Origin of the sequence: Bacillus salacetis (genome assembly GCF_003581585.1) — a bacterium.
Taxonomy (GTDB): Bacteria; Bacillota; Bacilli; order Bacillales; family Bacillaceae_B; genus Rossellomorea; species Rossellomorea salacetis.
Genome location: NZ_QXIR01000010.1, coordinates 81,901 through 104,424, shown reverse-complemented (window position 1 = coordinate 104,424; position 22,524 = coordinate 81,901). Strand labels below are relative to the sequence as shown.

General features: G+C 42.3%; 25 protein-coding genes, 1 pseudogene and 2 other annotated features. Of the genes and pseudogenes, 7 read left to right on the top strand and 19 right to left on the bottom strand.

Going from position 1 to position 22,524, the window contains the following annotated elements:
- Positions 1–69 precede the first annotated feature (69 nt).
- From D3H55_RS09450 to D3H55_RS09400, 12 genes are all read right to left on the bottom strand, one after another.
- Positions 70–549 carry a DsrE/DsrF/DrsH-like family protein gene (locus D3H55_RS09450; RefSeq protein WP_119546662.1) on the bottom strand — a complete coding sequence of 160 codons (480 nt, stop codon included), beginning with the start codon at positions 547–549 and terminating at the stop codon, positions 70–72.
- 62 nt (positions 550–611) lie between these two features.
- Positions 612–839 carry a sulfurtransferase TusA family protein gene (locus tag D3H55_RS09445; protein WP_119546661.1) on the bottom strand — a complete coding sequence of 76 codons (228 nt, stop codon included), beginning with the start codon at positions 837–839 and terminating at the stop codon, positions 612–614.
- Between the two features lie 88 nt (positions 840–927).
- Positions 928–1,188: a metal-sensitive transcriptional regulator gene (locus tag D3H55_RS09440; RefSeq protein WP_119546660.1), complete on the bottom strand. Its 261-nt coding sequence runs from the start codon at positions 1,186–1,188 to the stop codon at positions 928–930.
- A complete protein-coding gene (locus D3H55_RS09435; RefSeq protein WP_119546659.1) occupies positions 1,178–1,555 on the bottom strand; it encodes a rhodanese-like domain-containing protein in 378 nt (125 codons plus the stop codon). Before D3H55_RS09435 ends, D3H55_RS09440 begins: the two co-directional genes overlap by 11 nt.
- Positions 1,556–1,765: 210 nt before the next feature.
- A complete protein-coding gene (locus tag D3H55_RS09430) occupies positions 1,766–2,149 on the bottom strand; it encodes a DUF302 domain-containing protein (RefSeq protein ID WP_119546658.1) in 384 nt (127 codons plus the stop codon).
- A 665-nt stretch (positions 2,150–2,814) separates the two neighbouring features.
- Positions 2,815–3,942, bottom strand: coding sequence for an MBL fold metallo-hydrolase (locus D3H55_RS09425; RefSeq protein WP_119546657.1), 1,128 nt, complete (start codon positions 3,940–3,942; stop codon positions 2,815–2,817).
- A 158-nt stretch (positions 3,943–4,100) separates the two neighbouring features.
- Positions 4,101–5,039, bottom strand: coding sequence for an NADP-dependent oxidoreductase (locus D3H55_RS09420; RefSeq protein ID WP_119546656.1), 939 nt, complete (start codon positions 5,037–5,039; stop codon positions 4,101–4,103).
- A 78-nt stretch (positions 5,040–5,117) separates the two neighbouring features.
- On the bottom strand, positions 5,118–6,302 hold the full coding sequence (locus tag D3H55_RS09415) for a CHAD domain-containing protein (protein WP_119546655.1): 1,185 nt from the start codon (positions 6,300–6,302) through the stop codon (positions 5,118–5,120).
- Positions 6,303–6,754: 452 nt separating this feature from the next.
- Positions 6,755–6,913, bottom strand: coding sequence for a hypothetical protein (locus tag D3H55_RS24165; protein WP_168413013.1), 159 nt, complete (start codon positions 6,911–6,913; stop codon positions 6,755–6,757).
- 94 nt (positions 6,914–7,007) lie between these two features.
- Positions 7,008–7,715 (bottom strand): SGNH/GDSL hydrolase family protein, encoded by a 708-nt coding sequence (locus tag D3H55_RS09410; RefSeq protein WP_119546654.1) that lies wholly within the window; start codon positions 7,713–7,715, stop codon positions 7,008–7,010.
- A gap of 356 nt (positions 7,716–8,071) precedes the next feature.
- A complete protein-coding gene (locus tag D3H55_RS09405; protein ID WP_136035671.1) occupies positions 8,072–8,347 on the bottom strand; it encodes a hypothetical protein in 276 nt (91 codons plus the stop codon).
- Positions 8,348–8,496: 149 nt separating this feature from the next.
- The gene (locus tag D3H55_RS09400; RefSeq protein WP_420808739.1) at positions 8,497–9,090 is read right to left on the bottom strand and encodes a kinase; all 594 of its coding nucleotides are present in this window, start codon (positions 9,088–9,090) and stop codon (positions 8,497–8,499) included.
- A 280-nt stretch (positions 9,091–9,370) separates the two neighbouring features.
- On the opposite strand from D3H55_RS09400, the gene D3H55_RS09395 reads away from it, so the two are divergent.
- From D3H55_RS09395 to D3H55_RS09380, 3 genes and pseudogenes are all read left to right on the top strand, one after another.
- Positions 9,371–9,634: a hypothetical protein gene (locus tag D3H55_RS09395; RefSeq protein ID WP_136035669.1), complete on the top strand. Its 264-nt coding sequence runs from the start codon at positions 9,371–9,373 to the stop codon at positions 9,632–9,634.
- A gap of 46 nt (positions 9,635–9,680) precedes the next feature.
- Positions 9,681–10,241 (top strand): annotated as a pseudogene (locus tag D3H55_RS24900) (GNAT family N-acetyltransferase); the annotation flags it as partial.
- On the top strand, positions 10,242–10,511 hold the full coding sequence (locus tag D3H55_RS09380; RefSeq protein WP_119546650.1) for an OsmC family protein: 270 nt from the start codon (positions 10,242–10,244) through the stop codon (positions 10,509–10,511). It begins immediately after the preceding pseudogene.
- Positions 10,512–10,722: 211 nt separating this feature from the next.
- Here the strand turns inward: D3H55_RS09380 and D3H55_RS09375 are convergent, their stop codons facing one another.
- The 3 genes from D3H55_RS09375 to D3H55_RS09365 form a co-directional block, all read right to left on the bottom strand.
- On the bottom strand, positions 10,723–11,565 hold the full coding sequence (locus tag D3H55_RS09375) for an aminoglycoside 6-adenylyltransferase (protein ID WP_119546649.1): 843 nt from the start codon (positions 11,563–11,565) through the stop codon (positions 10,723–10,725).
- A gap of 19 nt (positions 11,566–11,584) precedes the next feature.
- Positions 11,585–12,151: a DEAD/DEAH box helicase family protein gene (locus tag D3H55_RS09370; protein ID WP_119546648.1), complete on the bottom strand. Its 567-nt coding sequence runs from the start codon at positions 12,149–12,151 to the stop codon at positions 11,585–11,587.
- Positions 12,152–12,477: 326 nt separating this feature from the next.
- A complete protein-coding gene (locus tag D3H55_RS09365) occupies positions 12,478–13,665 on the bottom strand; it encodes a TraB/GumN family protein (protein ID WP_119546647.1) in 1,188 nt (395 codons plus the stop codon).
- Between the two features lie 213 nt (positions 13,666–13,878).
- Here D3H55_RS09365 and D3H55_RS09360 point away from each other — a divergent pair, with 213 nt between their 5' ends.
- Positions 13,879–14,880, top strand: a complete 1,002-nt coding sequence (locus tag D3H55_RS09360) for a DUF3231 family protein (protein ID WP_119546646.1) — start codon at positions 13,879–13,881, stop codon at positions 14,878–14,880.
- 49 nt (positions 14,881–14,929) lie between these two features.
- Here D3H55_RS09360 and D3H55_RS09355 read toward each other — a convergent pair whose 3' ends face one another.
- Entirely contained in the window at positions 14,930–16,009 is a 1,080-nt protein-coding gene (locus D3H55_RS09355; RefSeq protein WP_119546645.1) for a bifunctional 3-deoxy-7-phosphoheptulonate synthase/chorismate mutase, read from the bottom strand.
- Between the two features lie 158 nt (positions 16,010–16,167).
- Positions 16,168–16,393 (bottom strand) — a binding site (T-box leader).
- 58 nt (positions 16,394–16,451) lie between these two features.
- Positions 16,452–16,678, bottom strand: a binding site (T-box leader).
- A 199-nt stretch (positions 16,679–16,877) separates the two neighbouring features.
- Between D3H55_RS09355 and D3H55_RS09350 the strand changes: the two genes are divergently transcribed.
- Positions 16,878–17,312 (top strand): YndM family protein, encoded by a 435-nt coding sequence (locus tag D3H55_RS09350; RefSeq protein WP_119546644.1) that lies wholly within the window; start codon positions 16,878–16,880, stop codon positions 17,310–17,312.
- A gap of 272 nt (positions 17,313–17,584) precedes the next feature.
- Here the strand turns inward: D3H55_RS09350 and D3H55_RS25220 are convergent, their stop codons facing one another.
- Both D3H55_RS25220 and D3H55_RS25215 read right to left on the bottom strand, forming a co-directional pair.
- Positions 17,585–17,758, bottom strand: coding sequence for a DUF4269 domain-containing protein (locus D3H55_RS25220; RefSeq protein ID WP_276310222.1), 174 nt, complete (start codon positions 17,756–17,758; stop codon positions 17,585–17,587).
- The gene (locus tag D3H55_RS25215; protein WP_276310221.1) at positions 17,742–18,047 is read right to left on the bottom strand and encodes a DUF4269 domain-containing protein; all 306 of its coding nucleotides are present in this window, start codon (positions 18,045–18,047) and stop codon (positions 17,742–17,744) included. The genes D3H55_RS25220 and D3H55_RS25215 overlap by 17 nt, the downstream gene beginning before the upstream one ends.
- 425 nt (positions 18,048–18,472) lie before the next feature.
- Between D3H55_RS25215 and D3H55_RS09340 the strand changes: the two genes are divergently transcribed.
- Complete coding sequence (locus tag D3H55_RS09340; protein ID WP_119546643.1) at positions 18,473–18,652, top strand: hypothetical protein; 180 nt, start codon at positions 18,473–18,475, stop codon at positions 18,650–18,652.
- Between the two features lie 176 nt (positions 18,653–18,828).
- Here D3H55_RS09340 and D3H55_RS09335 read toward each other — a convergent pair whose 3' ends face one another.
- Positions 18,829–21,990, bottom strand: a complete 3,162-nt coding sequence (locus D3H55_RS09335) for a DEAD/DEAH box helicase (protein ID WP_119546642.1) — start codon at positions 21,988–21,990, stop codon at positions 18,829–18,831.
- Between the two features lie 214 nt (positions 21,991–22,204).
- Here D3H55_RS09335 and D3H55_RS09330 point away from each other — a divergent pair, with 214 nt between their 5' ends.
- On the top strand, positions 22,205–22,513 hold the full coding sequence (locus D3H55_RS09330) for a PadR family transcriptional regulator (RefSeq protein ID WP_119546641.1): 309 nt from the start codon (positions 22,205–22,207) through the stop codon (positions 22,511–22,513).
- Positions 22,514–22,524 lie beyond the last annotated feature (11 nt).

The following is a 22,524-nucleotide window of genomic DNA, read 5'->3' as shown; positions in this document are numbered from 1 at the left end:
TGATGATCAAAATTAAAATTCCGACAAGGATATACCTCAAGTATTCTTCCAAGTTAAATGGCCCCCTTACTAGATGAACAGATTCACGTTACCGTCTTCTGCATCAGCTAAATATGCCGCTACTCCGGCATATTCGATATTATCCAATAACTCATCTTTTTGCAAACCAAGAAGGTCCATTGTCATAGTACACGAAACCAGCTTTACATCTTGTTCCTGAGCCATTTCAATAAGTGCAGGCAAAGACATGGCATTGTGCTTCTTCATAACGCCCTTGATCATCTTAGGCCCCATTCCTGCAAAGTGCATTTTGGACAGCCCCATCTTATCTGCGCCTCTAGGCATCATCTTGCCGAACATCTTTTCCATGAAGCCTTTTTTCACTTCGATGTTCTCATCTTTACGAAGGGCATTCAATCCCCAGAAAGTGTGAAAGATTGTTACTTCATGGTCATACGCAGCTGCTCCATTCGCAATAATGTAGGCAGCCATTGCTTTATCATAGTCTCCGCTGAATAATACAATCGTTGTTTTTTTCTTCTCTGACATTTTTAGTATCCTCCTTATATGTTTACATGTACCCGCATGGGTATAAACATTTTTAAAAAAATTTACCCTTTTTTAATCCAAAATGTAAATACATCATTTTCTTCTTTATAGTCGATCAATTCATGTCCGCCTGATTTAGCCCAGGCAGTCAGGTCATTTTTAGCTCCTTTATCTGTAGCAAGGACTTCGAGTACTTGACCTGATTCCAATTCATTGATGGCTTTCTTTGTTTTAACGATCGGCATCGGACACGCCAACCCTTTTGCGTCTAATACTTTATCTGCGTTCATTTACTATTCCTCCTAAAGAATTCTTTTGTTTGTAATTACCCATAGGGGTATACTAACAGGTGAAAAAAAGGCTGTCAACCCTATAACTTTATCTGCTTTTAACTAGTAAATTGACAGCTTCTTTAATCATATCGTCTGTCTTCTCGCCCCGTTTTTCAGCTTCGAGGACACATTCCACCAGGTTCGAGCTGACGATGACGCCGACCGTCCGGTCCACAGCAGAACGTACAGCTGACAGCTGAGTAGTGACTTCCTTACAGTCTTTGCCTTCTTCCATCATCTTCAGGACGCCTCTCAACTGACCTTCCATCCGTTTCACACGGTTCTTGACCTGATCATTATATTCCATAACAATACCCCTTTCCGTTATTCTGTTTTGGTGGAGATTGTTGTTCAGTCAAAGTGAATCCTGCTACCTCGTACCCTTTTCGTTTTAGGATCCTGATGCTCATGTTCTTTTCAAGCTTAGTTGATGCGACAACATGAATCCGAATGCCGGAAAGTTCGTGCCAGTTCCGGTTCATATAGGCAACCGGCAGATTAAGTGCTTGAGGTATGGGATTGTGGGATGACTGGTTGTAATCTCTTACATCTAAAATCTGTATGGAATCTGTCTCAGCAGGAGCAGCATCGTACTGTTTAACTCCTGCAACAGGAATATATCTTTTATATAGTGCCGTCAACAATGAAGCAGCTATAATAATCAATAATAACATTACTTGACCACCCTATTCAATTTATAGCCATTGGCTTGCTCACAAAACCCATTATATACCCTATAGGGTATAAAGTCAACAGCCTTTTTAAACTTTTTTAGAATGCTGTTTGTTGCTGAGCCCACTATACCATCTGGGGTTTAGGGCGGCAATTGTTTTGCTTAAACGAAAGGATGAATCCGGCAGGGATCCATCCTTTCTCCTCCATGCTTATACGCTTTTTTTCATGCAGGCCATGAGCCTGTCTTCAATGTCTTGTGCGAATTCCTTCATCTTGTCATCATTCAGCATGGAAATAAGCGAAGTGGGTTTTGGCATTCCGATTTTGGTTTGTCCCTCATCTTGATACACGACCATTTTACATGGAAGGAAATAACCGGCCATCACATTTTCGTTTAGCACCCTTTGTGCTTCTTTAGGATTGCAGACTTCCAGCACCTTGAATTCTTTTTCAAAGTCCAGGCCCTTTTCATTGAGTTTATCCTTGATGTCAAATGTCCAGAGAACGCCAAACTGGTCTTCCTTTAAACTGCTTTCCAGGCTGGTAACGGCTTCTTCAATACTTTTATCAGTGGTAAGAGTGTAATCAAACATATAGATCTCCCTCTCTCTTAGTTTTTTTCTTTGTTAGTTAATATTGTTGTAATAAGATGTTGTGGGTTCATTTACTATTAAGAAAACACCACTCCAATTAAGAAACTGGAGAGGCTGGTTAATCAACATCCATTAATTCCAGTGTGAATCTGTTTTGTGTTTAGTAAGAAAAATGATACGTCTAGTTTACAACGGACATTTATTCCCTCCGATATGTTGACTGGAGCGGAAGGTGTTCGACCTCCTGCGGGACTAGCGGGACTCGTCTAGTTCCAGCGGCCAACGACTAGCGGATTTCAGGCTCCTTCCTTGCGATTAGTCATCATCGAATCGCTCTGCTCTCCGTGGTTCCTATATCTCATGCAGGAGCCCTCCAATCATCCGTACGTCGTTGAACGGCCGCTTCCACCTTTGGTAGGTGAGACCCCGGAAGCGAAGCTGAGGAGGCCAATCCAGCTTCAGCGCCTAGCCCCTCGGGGTCATAAGCCAATCCGTCAAGAAGGTTAAAGAACAAACTTCCCGCCGGCTCGACTTATGCCTGTCGGGGCTGATCAAGGCGCTTCCACTTTTTAATTCACCGCCCGCCCCGCGGAGTCGCACACCTGGAGTGGAAGTCAACTTTACCCTTTGTAAAAACAACCATACTCTTTAACAGAGTCTTTTTTCTACCTAACAGCACAACGGTTTGGACCGGTTTCCATTTCATTCTGTTTCTCTTCTGCTGGATTTTCTTTGCCCATATTCGTTTTCCGGATATCCTCATAAGAATTGGGCTGCGGAGGCAGGTTTTCCGTGACAGTTTTTTTGAACTCTTCTTCATTTTCGATATTCAATCCGTGGTTTTCTTTGTAAAGGGTACCCAATTTTGCAGATACACTGCCATCTTCATTCATTTCATCGATTCCCATATAGTGTGCGGGCAGCACGATTAATTCATCTGCCAGCTGTTTATATCGGTCGTAAAGGGTGGTCCGCAGGTCGCCTACCCAGTCCTCTGCCTTTCCTGCAAGGTCCGGACGCCCGATAGAATCGATGAATAGGATATCGCCTGTCAATAGATACTGATCATCTATTATATAGGAAGTGCTCCCGCTGGTATGCCCGGGGGAGTATAAAGCGGAAATTTTTGAGTAACCAATCTCATATTCATCTCCATCTTCCACCTTTTTGTAATGAAATTGCAAGTCTTCCGCATCCTTAGGAGGAAGGTAATACTCGGCATCCGTCCTGCCGGCCAATTCAGGGCCTCCGGAGATATGATCCGCATGAAGGTGGGTATCCAGAGCATGGGTCAATTTCACATTATTTTCTGCCAGCACCTCCCGATAGGGTTTTGTCAGCCTGGCAGCATCAATGACCGCCGCTTCTCCATTCGATTGGATCAGGTAAGATAAGCATCCTTTTCCGATACGAACAAATTGGTGCAGCGTACCGCCTTCCTTCAAATCGCCGATTTTAATTGGTTCAAGGTGTTCACTCCAGGCGCTCATACCGCCTTCCACTGAATAAACATTATTGTAGCCGGCATCTGAAATGGTTTCAGCTGCTTTTTTTGATGAGTTCCCTTTGGCGCATATTACATGGATGGCCTGATCTTTTGGCAGCTTGTCCAGAAAAGGATCCATCCCCTTCTCCTTAATTTCCGTAAACGGGATATTGATGATATCCACATTCCTCCCTTCGACCTTCCAGTCATCGAAGGCTTCTGTATTTCTAACGTCTACGATGAATACTTTTTTATTGCTTAAAACTTTACTTGTTAAGTCTTTTGCTGAAATGGTTTGTACAGCCATCTTTCACCCCTCCTTATGTCCTTGATATTCCCTTACCCCTATATGTATTTCTTACACTCAATTCAGTCGTTTAAATCATTCGAGGTTATTTTGTGTATTCTCCAGAAAACCATACAGAGTAGAAAAAGCGAAAGGCAATGACTGCCTTTCGCTTTTTCCTATTCTTTCATAATGATGACGATCTTACCGCGGGCATGGTGTGTCTCACTTATAGCATGGGCTTCTTGAAGTGCTTCTTCACTGAATTTCAGCGTTGTACCGATAACCGGTTTGAGGTTTCCAGCAGAATACGCATCCGAAAGCTTTTTCAATTGCTCCCCGTTAGGATCAAGCCATAGAAAACCTGCTTTCACTCCAAATTTTTTGGCTTCCTCTTCATCAGGAGGTGAAACGATGGAAACGAGCTTTCCGTTTTCTTTTAATACCTTATAACTGTTAGTTTGCACATCACCGCCGATGGAATCCAGTACAAAGTCGACTTCTTTGAGTACATCGCTGAACTCTTCTTTTTTATAGTTGATGACTCTGTCTGCACCTAGAGACTGTAAAAAATCAATGTTTTTGTCGCTTGCAGTGGTCACTACTTTTGCTCCAAGACTTTTGGCAATCTGGATGGCATAAATTCCAACTCCGCCTGCGCCGGCATGGATAAGGACTTTGTCACCTTGCTTTACTTCTCCAAATTCCACAACGCACTGCCAAGCGGTCAATCCTGCCAGCGGGATCGCTGCCGCTTCGGCGTAGCTCATTTTATCCGGCATTTTCGCAAGAAGGTTTGAATCTACAGCAGTGTATTCAGCATAAGTCCCTCTGTTTGTGGTCGCAGGGCGGGCAAAGACCCGGTCACCACTCTTAAACTCAGTGACATTCTTTCCTGTTTCTTTAATAATGCCCGCAGCATCCCAACCAAGAATGATAGGGAAATCAAATGGAAGCTTTTCCTGTAAGTGGCCTTCCCGCAGCTTCCAATCGATTGGGTTGATGGACGTTGCATGGACTTCCAACAAAACCTGCTCACTCCCAATTTCCGGAATATCCATGTCCGTTTCTTTCAGGACTTCCTTTCCGCCATATTGATTGATGACAATGGCTTTCATTCGTATCCCCTCCTTGAAAATTATCCTGTCTGTATAGGTTTCCTCGAAGGGTATAGGGATAAACATTGCAGGGAACTTTTAAATTTCTACTTTTTCAAGTAGCTGTTTTTGTCTCTTTTTCAGGCGTTTTCTTAGTTTTTCTACTGAGCCATCTTTGCTCTCCACTTTAAGGTGTCCGGTTTCTTCCAGCCAATCACGGAGATCGATGATGTCCCCGAATTTCTTTTGGATTCTCTTGTATGGTTTTGATTTGGACTTATAATCTTTAGAGTTCAATTTATCAAGATAGCTGTAAATGTAACGCAGTTTTTTAGCTTTTTTCCTGACTTCATGGAGAGCATCTATGCCTTTTGGTGTGGCCTTGCCTTTGTCACTTATCACTTCATGGTAGTTGCCGACACGCTTATGATAGTCTTCTTCATGTTTTTTGAGTTCTGACTGAATATCTAAAGTCAGGATGTAATCCTTTAATTCCTTTTTCAAAAATGAATGAAATAATGAGGAGAAATGATCATCTATAATGTCAGGGAGCTTCTTCTTCAGCTTTTCACGCTGTCTGTCCCTCTTTAGTTTTGCAGACTTTGAGAAAGCGGAATAGACACTTTCATTCGAACCGTTTTCTGTCTCTTTCTGGAACGCTTCGATGAAAACATCTTCCTCCCTTACCTTTCCCAGTGCATCATGTGCATTCTTCAACCTCCGATACAAAGGATGGTTTTTGGCAACCCCTATGAATTGAAGAAGTGTCCGCAGCCTCCTTCCTTTCGTCCTTGCTTTGTGAACATTCTCTGTGTCAATGGATTTTACCGCGCCGTCACAGAATGTTTTATATTCCCGGTACACTTTCATAAGGATTTCGGACCATTTTTTCACTACTGCCTCATTTCCCGTCTGGATGCAGTCATCACAGACGAGGGTGCTCTTTATCTTTAAGAGGTTATGGTTGCTTCCGCATATTAGACAAGAAGGTGCCGTTTTTTGCAAAATTCCAATTTCTCCTTCTGCATGCAGCCCTATCTCCATTCCCGCTTCCCAATTTAGTTGTTGAAGATAGTCTGACGGGATGGCCAGGCGGCTGCCATTATCAAGCCTGGCCTGAATACCCTGGCCTCCACTCTCTTTTCTTGAGAAGTAAAGAATCTGGTTTTCTTTATCTATTTTAAAAATAATATTTTCGTCTAAATTCATCGATTTTTGGGCCTCTTCCGGAATGACGACTCGTCCATTTTCATCCAAGATCCTGGTTACAGAGATGATTTTCATATCCGCACTCCCTTTCCAGTTTGTGATTAGATATTTTCCCTGAATGCTTTAGTGAAAAACAATGATGCCCGTGAATTTCTTCAGGTTTAGAACTGGCAAGGTGATATTGAAAACTCAGCATGGAAAATACCATCACAATCGACTACAACAGCGTTTTTGGTCGGTTATCATTCCAGATAGTTATGATACTGGCCACAATACTGAAGATGGTGCCCACTTAGGAGGAAAAATCGCAATCCGATGGTCCATTACTATAAAAATGGACCACATATTAGGGCAGTCACAATATATTGAACGGAAATCGGCATAATGGACCTTTAACATCTCCAAACAACCTCTTGGTTCATCAACTTACTGAAGGTATCCCGTAATAATGTACAGCTGCTTCAATAATTCAAGTCCTCAAACAAAAAAGCACTTCAGCCGGCAACCGGCTAAGTGCTTTTTATAAATTAATTTGGATCAACTTCATCATAGGAAAGTTGCGTTACCTGCGTGTAATCACCTTGTTCGATTTCCTTATCGGATGCCTCTTTATTCAGGCCTTCACCATCGTCCATTCCTGGTGCAATCGTAGCTTCCCCGGGCTGTTTCTTTTTATCAGTGGGCACTTGCAATCATCTCCTTATCTTCATACAATGTCCTGCCGCACTGTGAAGTATTCAGATCATGACTAAAAAGGGCTGTAAAAACCGATACACCCTCTTAACCCGTTTGCAAGTTCCCATCTTTGCTGGACCATTTTTCAAGATTGCTATAGATTTCTTCACTCAGAATTTTATAACCAGCCGCTGTTAAATGTATTCCATCATCACTTATGAATTCAAAAAGATCGCCTGCTTTTTTCAGGGCTGATCTCACATCGATTTTAAGAACATTATATTCTTCAGCCAATTTGTTCAAGTTGCGGTTGTATAATCCATGCCAATAATCTATGCCCCCAACTTCACTGATCCAGTGGCTGATGGCCGGGCTGTATCTTTCCGAAATATTCTTATAATAACGAACAGGGTCCAATGGCGGAAGGGTGGCTATAACAGGTGTGATATCATTTTGCTTAATATTTGAGATCATCGTTTTGAGGTTCTCCAAGTACTGGTTCATCGGCACAATCGCCTCATGTTTTCCCCAGGGGTTTTGGGCTACTTCATCCCACTTGAAATTACAGTCATTGCCGCCGATTTCAATGATGACATAGTTCGGCTTTTCTTCAATCACGTCTTTTGCAAGTCTTGACAACAGGAGCTGGGAATTGTCGTTAAACACTCCTTTATTTAGCACAGATACCTCTTGATTGCTTTCTGAAAATAATTGTTGAAGTATTTGCGGATAGTTATTTTTTATAATTCTCAAGCGTCCTTTTACAAAGGAAACCCCTCGGGTCAAGCTGTCACCGAAGCAGACTATTTTCACATTCGACACCTCTTATACTGGTAAAATAAGTTTTTATTATTTTACCATAAAAAACCTTCGGGAACTTCGCTATATGCTCACAGCATTGGAGTTTGAATAGCATTGTGAAAAATCAGCCGATGACCTTCAGGTGTTGTTTGTCATATGGGTGCAAATCACAATCAATTATAGACTGAAATGAGGCTGGGTCAAAAGCTTTTCAGTAACCAAAACAACCGAACTATTTTTAGAACTGCTAACACAGCATTCTAGAATAGTTCGGCTTTTTGAATTTAATTAGATCTAAAGTGAAATGAGCATTCGACTTTGGACGCTAATAAAATTGTTATGTCCCAGCCTCATTCTGATATTCTGTCTCATCTGAATTTGCTGTCTGGCGCGATCTCGTCTGCAAACTCGATCATTGCGGCTTGAAGTGTACTCATATTCCTGTTTTTCATCAGTCCGCCATAGGGAACTGACGAGGTGTTATTCATTCGTCTTCTATTCATCCCATAGGCAGCTGCACTCATCACAAGGCTGATGATAGAACTCCAGAACATCCTGCTGTTCCTCTTTTTCCTTCGTCCAAACATATTAAGAAGAGAAGATCTTTTACGATTGGTGAAAAGAGTAGACAACAAATTATCCAAGCGAAACACCTCTTCGTCCAGAATCTGAAAGCGCGTTGCACACCTTCAGATATTATTGTCTGCTTACACTTTTTGTAATATGACTGGAAAATTCTCTAGGTTAGACCTTAATATAAAAATTCGGCTTTTCCGAATAAGCCTTGTGATAATTAAACATTGAAAACAAGGTCTGCTTTCTTCCTTGGAGAGACTGCCTTTAGATAGAAATCCTCGGCTTTCCAATACCTGCTTTTGAATTTTTCGCGATTTCTCTGGGTTTCTTCGCTCTCTCTGAGAAACCTTTCTTCCTGGGGACAGTCCAGGAATACCATATAATCAAAAAAACTTCTCCATTCCTGCCTCTGCAGGAATACACCTTCCACGATGATTAGACACTCTTCTGGAAGCTGTATGGACCTGACATCATGAGAATCCGATCCAGGGTCATAGAAGCTGAGGGCGATTTCTTTTGACAGCAAAAGCTTTTCCAAAAGATTCTGTCTGATGTCATGCAGATCCCATTGAAGGAAGTAGTATTCAAACCATTCATCCCGGCCGGTATTATACCTTCTTTTTCTTTCGACGATATAATCATCAATATGGAAAACGGCGTGGGCTATCCCCTCTTCCTTTAAATGTTTGCATAAAGAATGGGTCAATGTTGTTTTTCCCGAGCGGCTCAGACCATCAATCCCCAAAATAAACCGGTTCCCTCTCTTCTTCCCTTTGACTAGTTTCAGCAAGGCATGTGAATGAACTTGCAACACTTTACCTCCTCCTGCTTAATGATATTTTAAAGATTATATCACAACAAAAACAGAATATTCCGTTTTTGTGAAAATTTCTGATATAATTTCCTGGATAAATATTCTTTCTAAATAGGAGAAAACCATTTGGAAAAATTTCTTGAGGGCAAGTCAGTATATTTAAGATAATTACATAAGGAAGACTATAACAAAATTTCAAAAGCTCTTTCTTATCCTGAACTCAGGAAAATGCCGGGTTTGCAAAAGTTCCCGACCCTGCAAAAGATTGAAAAGGCATATGAAGCATTTGCCATTGGCAGATGACCGTATCGAACCTGTCATTGTGCTGCCTGAAAACCATGAAGTGGTGGGAGATTTGGCACTGAATGAAATAGATCATCCTAATAGAAGGCTGTTTTCGCATATATTGTTGCTTTCGGAAAAATCCCAGGTGCCGGATTTTTCCCCTGTATTCAAAGGTTTTCTCTTGAAAAAGAACGAGCAGCTCCTTTCTTTCCTGCTCACCGGGGTATTTACGACGATATACCAGGATATTAGTTGAAATTTATAGTGAATAGCAACAAAGTTTACGAAAAGAGCCTAATAGAAATGCCAATATTCATATTGCCCTCCATCATCCTGATCATTTTGGTAAAGGGTATGGTACAGAGGCACTAAAATTGGTTCTCGAACATGGATTCATGACATTGAATTTACATAGAATAGGTTTAGGTGTTTATTCATACAATTCGAGAGCCAAAAGGTCCTACGAAAAACTTGGTTTCAAACAGGAAGGGATCATCCGTGGAGAAATGTTCTATGAAGGGAACTTTCATGACAACATTATAATGGGAGAATTAAGTGAAGAATTCAAAAAAGGTAATAAAAGATTTGGAGCAAAAGGATTAACCCTAATTATTTGCCATGCATTACCTGAATCGTTATCCTATAAAAAAGGCGGTGGAAAAATGGGTAATCCAGAAGAATTGACTGAAATCACGATCATTCAAAAGGACACACCAAACAAGATCAGGGAAGCATATATCGGCAAATTTGAAGATCCTGTTATGTTCGGTGTACATGGAGGAGTCAAGAAATTTTATGGTGTCGAACCTGAAGTTGAGTATCCATCGACACTTGACCATATTGTGGCTGCTGCAGGCGGCTGACTGGTCGGTACCCTTTCAGGCGCGCTGGAGGCGCGTAAAATTCCGACTTCACCCGATTTGGTGTCTGCCAACATCCAAGGAGTTATCGAAGCACCGGAGGGTGTTTTAAAAATCACCAAAATTAATTGCCGTTATAACTTAAAAGTTCCCCAGGGTAAAAAAGCTGCGGCTGAACGTGCCCTTTCTGTGTTTGAGAGAGGATGCCCTGTAGCCCAGACCCTCAAAGGGGCGATTGATTTTGATCACACGTGGGAAATTGAAGAATATTAATAGCTGTCTTCGCACATATTGTTGCTTTCGGAAAATCCCAGCTGCAGGATTTCCCGCTTGTATTCAAAGGTTCCACTCTAAAAAAAAACGACTCTTCAACAGGTTTTTGCGATGATTTACCAGGATGTTATTTGGCATTAGGATTAAACTGCAAGGAAGTTTACGAGTAGATCCTATTAAAAAGAGGCCAGGGGGTTCCCTGCCTCTTCCTTTATAGTATCAGATTAAAGATCGCGGCAATCTGTTCCTTGTTTTCTTCAATGCCGAATTTTTTGCAAAGTACGTGGTGGATTCTTTTAAACTCTTCTATAAGGATGCAAAGTGATTTTCTGATTGATTCCTCCTCAGGGCTGCAATGAGTTTTTTCCAGGAACACTTCCTGCCAAGCCTCCAGCCTGCTTCTGCTCCCACCGAGTTTTGCCCAGTAACCTGGATTATTAGGCTGCTTCCCGCTTTCCATGAACCACCCGCTTGTCAGGATAAATCGAAGTGAATCTATCGAGCTCATGGCGTAAAGAAATTCTCCTCTTTTCATTCCTCGGTATACCTCATGGGAATGCGCGAAGAACTTGCTTCTCCAAATTTCAAACTCATCAATGCTTGACGCATATTGAAGCTCATTGGACTTTCTCTGTAGCTCATGCAAAAAATGATCCTCATCGTGGATGATTTCAATTTCTTTCAGCCAAACTGAAGGTTTCAGATCCTTCTGTGTGTAATAGAAAGAATCGACTTTAATGAACTCCTTGAAATGGGCCACACTGTGGGAGGAGACAGGGGAATCTTCATAAAAAATAACTTCCCCCCAGTTATGCGCTCTATTCTTTTTATTAGACCGGTATAGTTCGAACACTTCACTCTTCACAACAATCCGCAGGTCGATATCGGAGTATAAGTCAGTGCTCCCTGTTCCGATCGAGCCTCCATAGAATAAGCCGGTTACATTTCTGTCATGTAACAGATCTCTTTCGATTTCCTCTTTTATCTGTTTGCGGCCCTTAGGCAGCTTAAGGTCCCTTTTTTCATGCTTTGAATTGAATCCCGCACATCCCAATCCTCTCCTCTACCACTATTTATTCTTCCAAAAGTTTAAATTCATCAATTATTCTTCGTGCAGTTTCATCAGCGCTCAAATTTGTATTGTTTATCCGTAAGTAGTTCTCCGTTTTGATTTCATTCTCAAAGGAGTTCAACCTCATTGTCTCCATGGTGCCTAGAAGATGGGCTTCAGACTGTTGGACATTTCGTTTGGTTGGTTTGTGGTCCAGCCGGTTAGGGGTCAGATTTCTCCTTAATCGTTCATTTAAATCGGCTTCTAGTTCCACAAAGTAAATGTCTGCTCCCTCCGCGTTGAAAATCGAACACATTTTTTCAACAAATGCCCAGTCTTCCTTCATATTAAAAGCCCAGACAAAGGTGGTAATCAATCCTTTCTGTCCTGTTTTTGCAAAAGATTTGAAAATCTCTTCTCGAAAGTGATGGGTAAGCCTCCACATTTCCGGAGTGAAATCGAACAATGGCTGCAAGAGATCGATCGTCATGTGGTTATGCAGTAATTTCATTCCGGTTTGTTTAGCCAGTGATTGGCCGACCGTCATTTTGCCGACTGCCTGCGGCCCGAATATCAGTATGAATTTCAAGATTGTATTCCCCCATCTGCTTCTGCGAGTTTCTATAGGTCATTTTGGGTTATTAAACCCTGGAAAGTGCTTCTTATCATAAGGCTGTTTTCGTATATATTGTTGCTTTTGGAAAAATCCCAGGTGCCGGATTTTTCCCCTGTATTTAAAGGTTTTACTCTCGACAAGAGAACGAGCAGCTCTTTTCTTTCCTGCTTACCCTGGATTTTTACATCGATTTACCAGGATATTAGTTGAAATTTATATTGAATTGCAACAAAGTCTACGAAAAGAGACTTTCATAAAAGCCCCTTTATATAGAACAAGAGAGGGTTTCATACCCCTCTCTACAAGTTTTCCAGAAATAACCTTATTACATCTGCCCCGCCAATCAAGGTGCCGACAGTGCTTCCGAGATTGGCCAGAACGACAATCAAAAGCACCCTGGTTACCTTGTTGTTCCAAAATCCTTTAACACTAAGAACATCTTCCGGAAGGGTTTCAAAGTCTTTTACACTCGGCCTGCGGAAGTATGCTTGTACAAATCCGGCAAACCATCCGGCGGCAAGGAGCGGGTTCAAGGATGTAATCGGTGCAGCCACAAATGCTGTAACTATAGCCAGCGGGTGGCCGAGGCCGATGGCTGCCCCTAAAGCAGAAAATGACCCATTCCAGAGTACCCAGCTGATGGTTTGCTGCCATCCGGCTGTAGGATTGCTGATAAACGTATAAGCAATGACAGCGAGGATCAGTACAGGTATCGCCCAGCCAATGATCTTTGGCGCTTTTGACTTTGGAGGACGCTGATTCAAACGGGCAAGGTCGTGCTCTTTGTAAATCTCCTCTTTAATGCCTGGTACGTGGGCCGCGCCTAAAACCGCAACTATTTTTTTTCCTGGCGCATCTTTTATTTTTTGTGATAAGTATTGATCACGTTCATCAATCAATGGTTTCTTAAGTCGCGGGAAATGCTCTGTGAAATCATTCAGCATCGCATCAAGCATATCCTGTGATTTTATCCGCTCCAGTTCTTCTTCAGAGATGGTTTCATTACTGAAAATGCTGTAAATGATCTGCATCATTAACTTTGCTTTTCCAATGAATCCTACCTGATTCCAAATCCGGGCAAAGGTGATTTGAATATTCCGGTCAGCCAGCACAAGATCAGCGCCTGCTTCTTTTGCTGATTGGATTCCCTGGATCATTTCCTGGCCGGCATTTATGCCAAACTGCTTGGCCATCCTTTTTTGGAATGATGAGATGGTAAGGTTCATTAACAACAATGATGCCTTCCCTTCCTTAATGACCTTGAATATATCCATTTCCTTCCACTTGTTTCCCTCCATCACCGACTGATAACGGGGTTCATCCAATTCCACACACACAGCATCCGGCTGTTCTCTTTCGATGACTTCCTTCACCTGTTCTGCACTTTTCTTTGAAACATGGGCCGTTCCGATCAAGATGAATTCTTTTCCATTCAAATGGAGCCGGGTGATGTTCTGCTCGATTTCAATTTCTGTATCAATAGACATAGTTTCCCTTCCTTTTATCCACAATGACTTTAATAGAAGATATATGTATAGTTTACCATTTTTCAGTAAGAAAGTGGTCACCAGTTCAGCAAACTTCCGAATTCAAAATTACCCGAGTCCCTTTTTTCTTTAAAAGGTATAGATATGCCTTTAATGACAAAATGTAAAGGGGAAGCACTATAAAATGCACGATTACAAAAAGGATGGATGCAAATGACTCAGGGCAAAGCTATAAGTTCTGCAGAACTGGCAACCCTATGGATGACTTACCAGCAGAAAACGATGATACTGAGAATACTTGAATATCTCATAGTAGCCGCAGATGATGAGGATGCAAAGGTAATTCTTCAGGACACCCATACAAAAGTCAAAGGCTATTTAGAGCGGATTAAGGGTATCTTAAAGGACGAAGGAGCAGTAATCCCAGTTGGTTTCACTGAAGAAGATGTGTATACAGGAGTTCCCAAACTATTCGATAATCATTTTGATATCATGTTCCTCCGTTTGCTCAAATCGATCAGTATGGGACTGCACACATTGCACCTCAGCATGTCTTATCGAAAAGATATCATCCTCTTTTACAAGGAGCTGGCAGGCTTTACACAAAGCGTCTATGATAAATGTGTAGACTACCTGCAGCAGAGAGATGTTCTGCCAAGTGCACCGTCTGTTACGATGCCGACAAAAGTGGAGTTTGCTGAAAGCCCGAATTACATGTCCGGATTCAATTTATTTTCTGAGAAAAGGGCATTGAATACAGTGGAGGTTTCTTTTTTACATTTTGCAATTGAAACAAATGTTTTCGGTATGCAGCTGATGACCGGCTTTGCACAGGCCGCCAATGAGCCTGAAGTCAAGAAATACTTTGTGAAAGGCAAGGAGTTATCAAAAAAAATAATCAGCGATTTCTCACAGTTATTGATTCAAAGTGACATCCAGCCGCCATCCACATGGGGAGCAAAGGCAACCAACTCTAAGGTTGCTCCGTTTTCCGATAAGCTGATGATGTATTGTACCAGCCTATTTTGTAACTTCGGACTTGGAAGCAATGCCATCGGGACTGCATTCAGTTTAAGAAGCGACCTGCCACTTGCGTTGGTGGAAAAAGCAAAAGATATCCTTACGTACGGCCAGGACGGCGGAAAAATCATGGCGAAAAACGGATGGCTTGAGCAGCCTCCCGGCATGGAAGACCGAAATAAGCTGATTAAATAAGAAGCAATAATCCGGGGAAGGCTTGAAGCTGCCATACCCCCGGACTTTTTTATGCCAGCCTGCCTTTGAATTCGATCATCTTTTCCATGAATTCATTGAATTCCCCAATATTCATCTGCTGGGCGGAATCAGAGAGTGCCACCGCTGGGTCCGGGTGCACTTCAGCCATGACGGCATCCGCCCCAATTGCCAATGCAGCTTTTGCTGCCGGCAGTAACAAGTCTTTTCTCCCTGTTGAATGTGTCACATCGACCACTACTGGTAAATGTGTTTCTTTTTTCAGAATGGGTACTGCGGAAATGTCCAGGGTGTTCCGTGTTGCTTTTTCGTATGTCCGGATACCCCGTTCGCAAAGGATGATGGCTTTGTTTCCTTCCGAATAGATGTATTCAGCAGCATGAATGAATTCCTCTATCGTAGCAGATAATCCACGTTTCAGTAATACCGGCTTATTGACCCTTCCGGCAGCTTTTAGGAGTTCAAAATTCTGCATGTTCCTGGCTCCGATTTGTATAACATCTACGTAATCCAATGCTTTTTCCACGTCTTCTGGAGAGAGGATCTCACTGACCACAGAAAGCCCTTCTTCGTCTGCGGCCTTTCGTAAAATTTTCAGGCCCTCCAGACCAAGGCCCTGGAAATCATAAGGAGATGTACGCGGCTTGAATGCCCCTCCCCGTATTAAGGTCAGTCCCTGGTCTTTCATCGCTTTCGCCACAGCTTTGACTTGTTCATAGCTTTCCACTGCGCAAGGACCCATGATGAAATTCTGAACGCCACTGCCGATCACCGTCCCATTAATATTGATGACAGTGTCCTCAGGATGATCTTTACGCGAAACCAACAGTGCTTTACGGTGGTCATCTTCCTGAAGTTCAAGGCTCGCCTTAAAGATTTCTTTGAAGATATGAACGATTGTGGAGGATTCAAATGGTCCATTGTGATGTTTAAGCAGCATATCCAGTGATTCACGCTCCCTTACCGGATCGAAGCGGTTGACACCTGCCTTTTTGTTCCGGCCGATTTCTTTGACGATCTCCGCCCGTTCATTCAATAATTCCAGAAGCTGAAGGTTGATATCATCGATTTTGTGACGCAATTCCTTGATTCCTGCTTTTGTAACACTCATTTTTCATTCCTCCAATTTGTTTTTGAATAAAGCTCTTTTCTTTCCTGTTTACAGGGGTTTTTCGACGATTTACCAGGATATTATTTGAAATTTAAATTGAATAGCAACAAAGGTTACAAAAAGAGCCTTGAGTAATTAAAAAGCCCTGCCGATTAAACGACAGGGACGAATGACTCGCGGTACCACCCTCATTGCGGACAAATAGTCCGCCACTTTAAATTGATAACGGCCATTGACCGTCTTTTCCTTCTTATAGCAGTCCGCTTTATTAAGGAAAAGAAGCTCCGGGATTGTAATTCATGCTTATCTATGACTGATTTGCACCGCCATCAGTTCTCTGGACAGGGAGATAAAGCACTACTGTGATCCTTTCATTGCCTTATATTTAGTTGTTCCATAAAGTGTACCCTCAAATAAAAAAGCCCCCACTGATAGTATAATCAGCAGGGACGAATCATCGCGGTACCACCCATGTTGTGAAGAAACATCTTCACCACTTTACATTGTTAACGATCGATTGACCGTCCTTCCCTTCATAAAGCAGCGCCTTACTACGAGAAAGAAGCTCCGGGATTGTAATTCATCCTTTATCTTTGGCTGATTTGCACACCCATCAGCTCTCTAAGACAGGGAGAAAAAGGACTACTGGGTTCCCATCAATGCTTGATATGGAATATTGATTAGTTCGAAAATTCTTGCTTTCCGGTATTATATGGCGCCTCCACCTTCAATGTCAATACTTTTTCAAGAAAAAGATTTCCTGTTGTGCAGGTCCATGTGCAAAAGTTATCCGTTTAAAGACTGCTCCTGCAGTGATGTATGCGCTTCCTGAATTTGCACAAACTATAGAAAAAAAGGAGCCATTTTAGTGAGAAATCTAACCGTATTATTGATAAAGTTTGCTGCCGGCATGGTTGTGTTTTATATCAGCCTGGATTTGTATTTTGAAGCGAGTCTTGCCCATATTTTTTCATTCAGCCTCCTTTTAACGATTGTTTCTTATTTTGGAGGAGACCAAATTCTCTTGCCGCGGATAGGAAACCGCAACGCGCTGGTCACAGATTTCTTTCTGACTTATTTAATTGTTTGGATATTCGGAGGGATTCTGTTTGACAGCTATCTCCAAGTGGCATGGGGAAGCATTATATCTGCGCTGTTGTTCACAGGAGCAGAAGTGTTTGTTCATTCCTACATCCTAAAATATAACTCCCAGGACCTAAGGGATACCAAGCAGTCGTTCAATAATCAAAGATTTGCCTACGAATTTGCAGAAGATCAGGATCCTGCACCTGATAAGGAATGAATTGCTGCAGAGGGTGGTTCCTTTCCCGAAAGTGCTTTTCATCGGGATTCCATCACCCTCTGAATACGATTCCGAGAATCCAAAGGCAGGAAATCTGAACCCTGCTCAGTCTTTATAACCTGATGACTTCTGCAAAGTTTCAGTGACCGGCAACTTTCTGTCCAATTTTACAAGACAGGCCCGCCATAGTCCTATCTTCCAGAGGACACATACCCGTTTCTTCTCCCGAAATCTATGAGAGCAGCATAAGGGTCTCCTTCTATCCCAAGTAATTAGCAAAACGCAGGTTCTGTTTTCAAGCCGTCATTTTTAAGATCCATTACTTCTTCTTTCAAATTCGGATATCTCTGCTGGATTTCATGCTCAATAATCATGTGCAGCCATGCATTTTGTTTCCGCACAGGGACCATCTGGCCAAATAATTCGAAATCAAAATCCACTTCCATAAAAATTTGCTTTCACTACTCTGTTTCCTCGTATACTGATCTCCTTGAGAGTAAAATCCTTTTTGAGGCTGTAAAGCTCTTCAAGCCTGATCCAAAACTGTTTAAAGTCATTGACTTCCATGATAATATCTATATCCGATTCATGGGTATCTATTCCAATCGGTATCGTTCCGCATACCGTTGGATGGTACTCTATCATATCTTTTAAAATTCCCAGGGAGTCAATTGTTTTCCATGCACACTGCTGTTTTGCAGTCCCCGTTTTCATCATAGCTATTAATTCATTCATTCACTTTTCATCCTTTGTCCTATTAGGCATAGATCTTAATTTTTAAATGGCTGTTTTCCCATATGTTTTTCAATTGTATTCCAATTATTACTCTCTATATCCTGCTTAACAAGGCTTTTTCGGCTAAATACCAGAATATTAATTGAAATTTATAGTGAATAGCAACAAAGTTTTGAGTCGTATTGGTAAGAAATTGGTTTTGAAGTATTTTATAATTGTGGTAAAATTACACTTTAATCTAAATGGATTGAGCCGGAGACCAAGAGCCCGGTTAACAGCAAAGAATATTCATTTTTGAATTATTTAAATTTTTTTACAATTTAATGGATGAAGTAATCATTTTCACAAATTTTTAATACTTATGTATTGATAAGACAATTCATTCAGTATTATAATTAAATCAATCTTTTTCACGAGGTGGTTAAATGGAAAGTCACAGGAGTAAAAAAATTTCGAAGCTTTATCGAAGGATCGTTACTTCTGATGAGACGAAAGCTTTGCTGATCTACAATGGGCTGGACAGCAATACGAAGGAAGAACTGCAACAGTTGATGAAAGAGATTGACACCGAGCATACGAAGAGTATACTGAACAAAATCAGCTGAAAATAGCACTTACTTTTTTTATCAAACTTATATAACAAACAAGACAAGCCTGGGCATCCGTCCAGGCTTGTTCCATTTTAGTATTGTTCGGATTATTTTGTACCAGGAGTATGTCAAGAAATGAGGACAGACACATTGATATTTGCATGAAGCAGCAATGGTTTTGCGAATGAACCTCATATATTCAGGATTTCTTTGATGTCTTCTTCTGTGAGTGTAGTGCCCCTTCGCTCCTGCGAGTCAATCAGTTCCTCGACTAAATGTCTCTTCTTTTCCTGCAGTTCATTCATTTTTTCTTCAATGGTTCCGCTGGCGACAAGCTTGATGACCTGTACAGTGTTTTTCTGGCCCATCCGGTGTGCCCGGTCGGCAGCCTGTTCTTCCACAGCGGGGTTCCACCACGTATCATACAACACAACGGTATCGGCGCTATGCAGGTTCAGCCCCGTTCCTCCAGCTTTCAAAGAAATCAGGAAGATATCCCTCTCCCCCTCATTGAACCGGCTGCATAACTGAATTCGTTCTTCAGAAGGGGTTGCTCCATCAAGGTAAAAAAACGGAAGTCCTTCTCCAGCTAATTCTCTCCCTATGAAGCCCAGCATTTTTGTGAACTGGGAAAAGATCAGAACCCTTCTGCCGGATAGGTTGGACTCTCGAATGATCTCCATCAGCTGATGCAGTTTTGCCGATTCTCCTTTGTATCCATCCACGAAGAGCCCGGGATGGCAGCAAATCTGTCTCAACCTGGTGATGCCGGCAAGAATTTTGATTTTATTTTTCTTTAATGTGTCCTTATCCAGATGTTTCAACGTATCATGTTTCAGCTTGGAAAGGTAAGCGGCATACAGTTTTTTCTGTTCTGGAAGCAGTTCGACAGACTCGCGGGTTTCGAGCTTGGCCGGCAGCTCTGATAGGACGTCCTCTTTTACCCTGCGGAGCATGAAAGGCTGGATCCTGCGCGCAATGGTTTTCCTGGTCAACTGGCTGTAGTCTTTTAAACCGAGGAACAACTGCGGAAAAACCACATGGTAGATAGACCAGAGTTCTTCGATTGAATTTTCGATCGGTGTTCCCGTCAATGCGAACCGATTATCAGCTTGAATTTTCTTCACTGCCCTGGCTGTTTGTGTAACAGGATTTTTGAAGTATTGGGCCTCATCGAAAAACACTACAGAAAAAGCTTGTTTTTCATACCACTGTATGTCCCTCCTCAGCAAAGGGTAAGTTGTGATGAGAACATCCAGGTCTTCGATTTCCTTCTGAAGTTTCTGCCTTTTCACCTTACCTCCATCCATGACAGCTGCCTGAATGGAGGGTGCGAACTTCTTGAATTCAGCAAGCCAGTTATAGGATAGTGATGAGGGACAGACAACGAGAGCTGGCTGGCCGTGTTTCCGGATGTCAGGCAGAATGGATTCAATGAACGTGATGCTCTGGAGTGTTTTGCCCAGCCCCATGTCATCCGCCAAAACGCCGCCAAATCCGTAGTGGGCGAGTGTCTTCATCCAATAGTAGCCTTGTTTCTGATAATCTCTGAGGATCGGAGACAGGTCTTCCGGAACAGGAAAAGACAAGCTTCCCGGCTTTTTCAGTCCATCTATGAATTCGCGAAATGACTTCTCGATTTTGAAACCGTCGTTTGATTCGACATGGTCAAGCATTTCCAGGCACTGATTCATCGGCAGGGAAATCCCTTTGGCAAAGTCGATATGGTCCGCTTGCGAATTCCTCAGAAAACGTTGAATCTCTTGGACTTCTTTCGTTTCAAGGGATAGAAGCGACCCGCTTTGCAGGCGGTAAAATTTTCGCTTTTCTTCCAGTGCCTGCAGAAGTTCATAAATTTCCCTTTCCGGAATGCCGTCCATCTCAAATTTGAATTCAAGCCAGTTCATCCGTTCCCTCTTCACTTTGACACGGATATGCGGACGCGATGGACCGCGGTGAATTCTGTTCCTCACTGCAGTAGTGGCATAAATGCCCGCCAGCTTTTTAAGCTTCGGCACCATGTAATAAAGAAACTCATATTCCAATTCTTCGTTATGCAGGATATAGCCGCCTTCTGTTTTGGCGAAGGCACTCTCCTCCATGATCGCAAGAATTTCTTTTTCTTTTTGTGTATCCCTCACCAGGAGATTGCCTGTTGGGATCTCTTTCTCTTCCAAAGGGTTGATGGTGATAGTGTCGTATTGGAATTCAATACCGGCCAGCAGCCGGTTTTTTACCCTGTCTAGATAGAGTTTGGCTGATAAAGGTGTCTTCATGTACTTTTCCCTCAATGAGCCGGAAATCTCCACCTTCCCCATTCGTTTTAAATCCACTGCGATTTTTCCAAGGAAGTAGCGTATTTTTTGGGGCTTAATTGGAATTTGATTTTTCCCTGAGTGTTCAAGCATACTTTTGATTTCTGTTAATCTTTCGCAGTCTTCGGCCTGCAATTGATAAAGCCTGCCTTCACTTAAAACAGATTGATAAGGAAGAAAGACCGTCATCCATTGAAGGCCCTTCACCTTCAGAACGTATCCGCCCTGCTCGGCATCATCAAAGGTGAATTTAAGCGGAAGCGGGTCTTTGGATTCCTCCAGCCCGTTAAAAAGGTGGCCGGCATCGTCCAGCAGAACGTTTTGCGCCTTCAGCAATAACGGGAGCAGCCGCTTCCACGAGGCAGGGGGAATGAGCAAAAGGTGTCTGTCCTGCTGCTGTGGGATGCGCAGATAAATCTTCTCGTCATGTAAGACACTAATCAGCTGGTTCATCACTTTGTCGGTATCGTTTGTGAAACAATGATAATCAGGATCATATGTAAGCGTATCAGCAATCGTATCGCTTCTTCCCGCCTTTACATTCCCTAAAAATGTTCGGACATCTGCCACTTTTCTCCGGTTCAGCATGAGTTCCGTACCGAAAAGGGATTTCCCTTCAGGTGTGTTAACGGGTTTGATGATGAATTCCACTTCAAGGACTGTTCTTGTTTCAAAATGCCGCTGTTGGCCGCTTGATTTCCTTGGTTTTTTATCAAAGAGGTCCAGGAAGCCTTCTGCCAAATCCCCGCTAGTGCCCTGCTGCCTTTCTTTCAAAGCAAGAAGAACGGCGGCAACATGCTGGCACTCCAGCGAAAAGGATGCCAGTTTCGGGCAGGAGCACTCTGTCTGCAGCTCTCCTTGTCCCTCATTTCTTATGATCACCTCAAAATCTTCAAGGCCTTTTACAACAGCCTTACAGTAATTGGGGGTATGTTCTTCTATCTCAACTGCATTATTCTTAAAATACTCCTCGCCTCTTTTGAAGGAGACACTTCCGCATTTTGCCGTGATGTTTGCCGTATTCAGCTTGATGTTCATATGATTTTCTCCTTCCTGCGAGGTTTTGTGCTATCAGCATTTTAACATATTTTGAAATGGAAGTTCCTTTACTCTATTTTTTTGAAAAAATATAATGTTAAGAGTTTGTAAATAGTATTGGGTGTCTGTTGAAAGTGAACTCGGTTTAATATAACATATCGATATCGGGTTTCGATATTGATTTCCGAAATCAGCATCCTGGGAGGCGGTTCTCTTGGAGGATAAAGTGTTGAGAAAGTTATTTCTCGGTTTTATCCATATCCACATTTTACATCATGCAAAAGAACATCCTGTATATGGGACCTGGATGGTCGAGGAGCTGAAGGAGCATGGCTACAATATCAGTTCCGGCACCCTCTACCCCATCCTGCATTCGATGGAGTCAGACGGCCTTTTGATCAAAGAAGATAAAAAGGTCGAGGGCAAAATCAGGAAATATTATACGACTACAGAAAAAGGCATGGTGATCCTGGAGGAAGCCAGGAAGAAAGCCTATGAGTTATTCAAGGAAATAAAAGACTAAAAAGAAGGTGA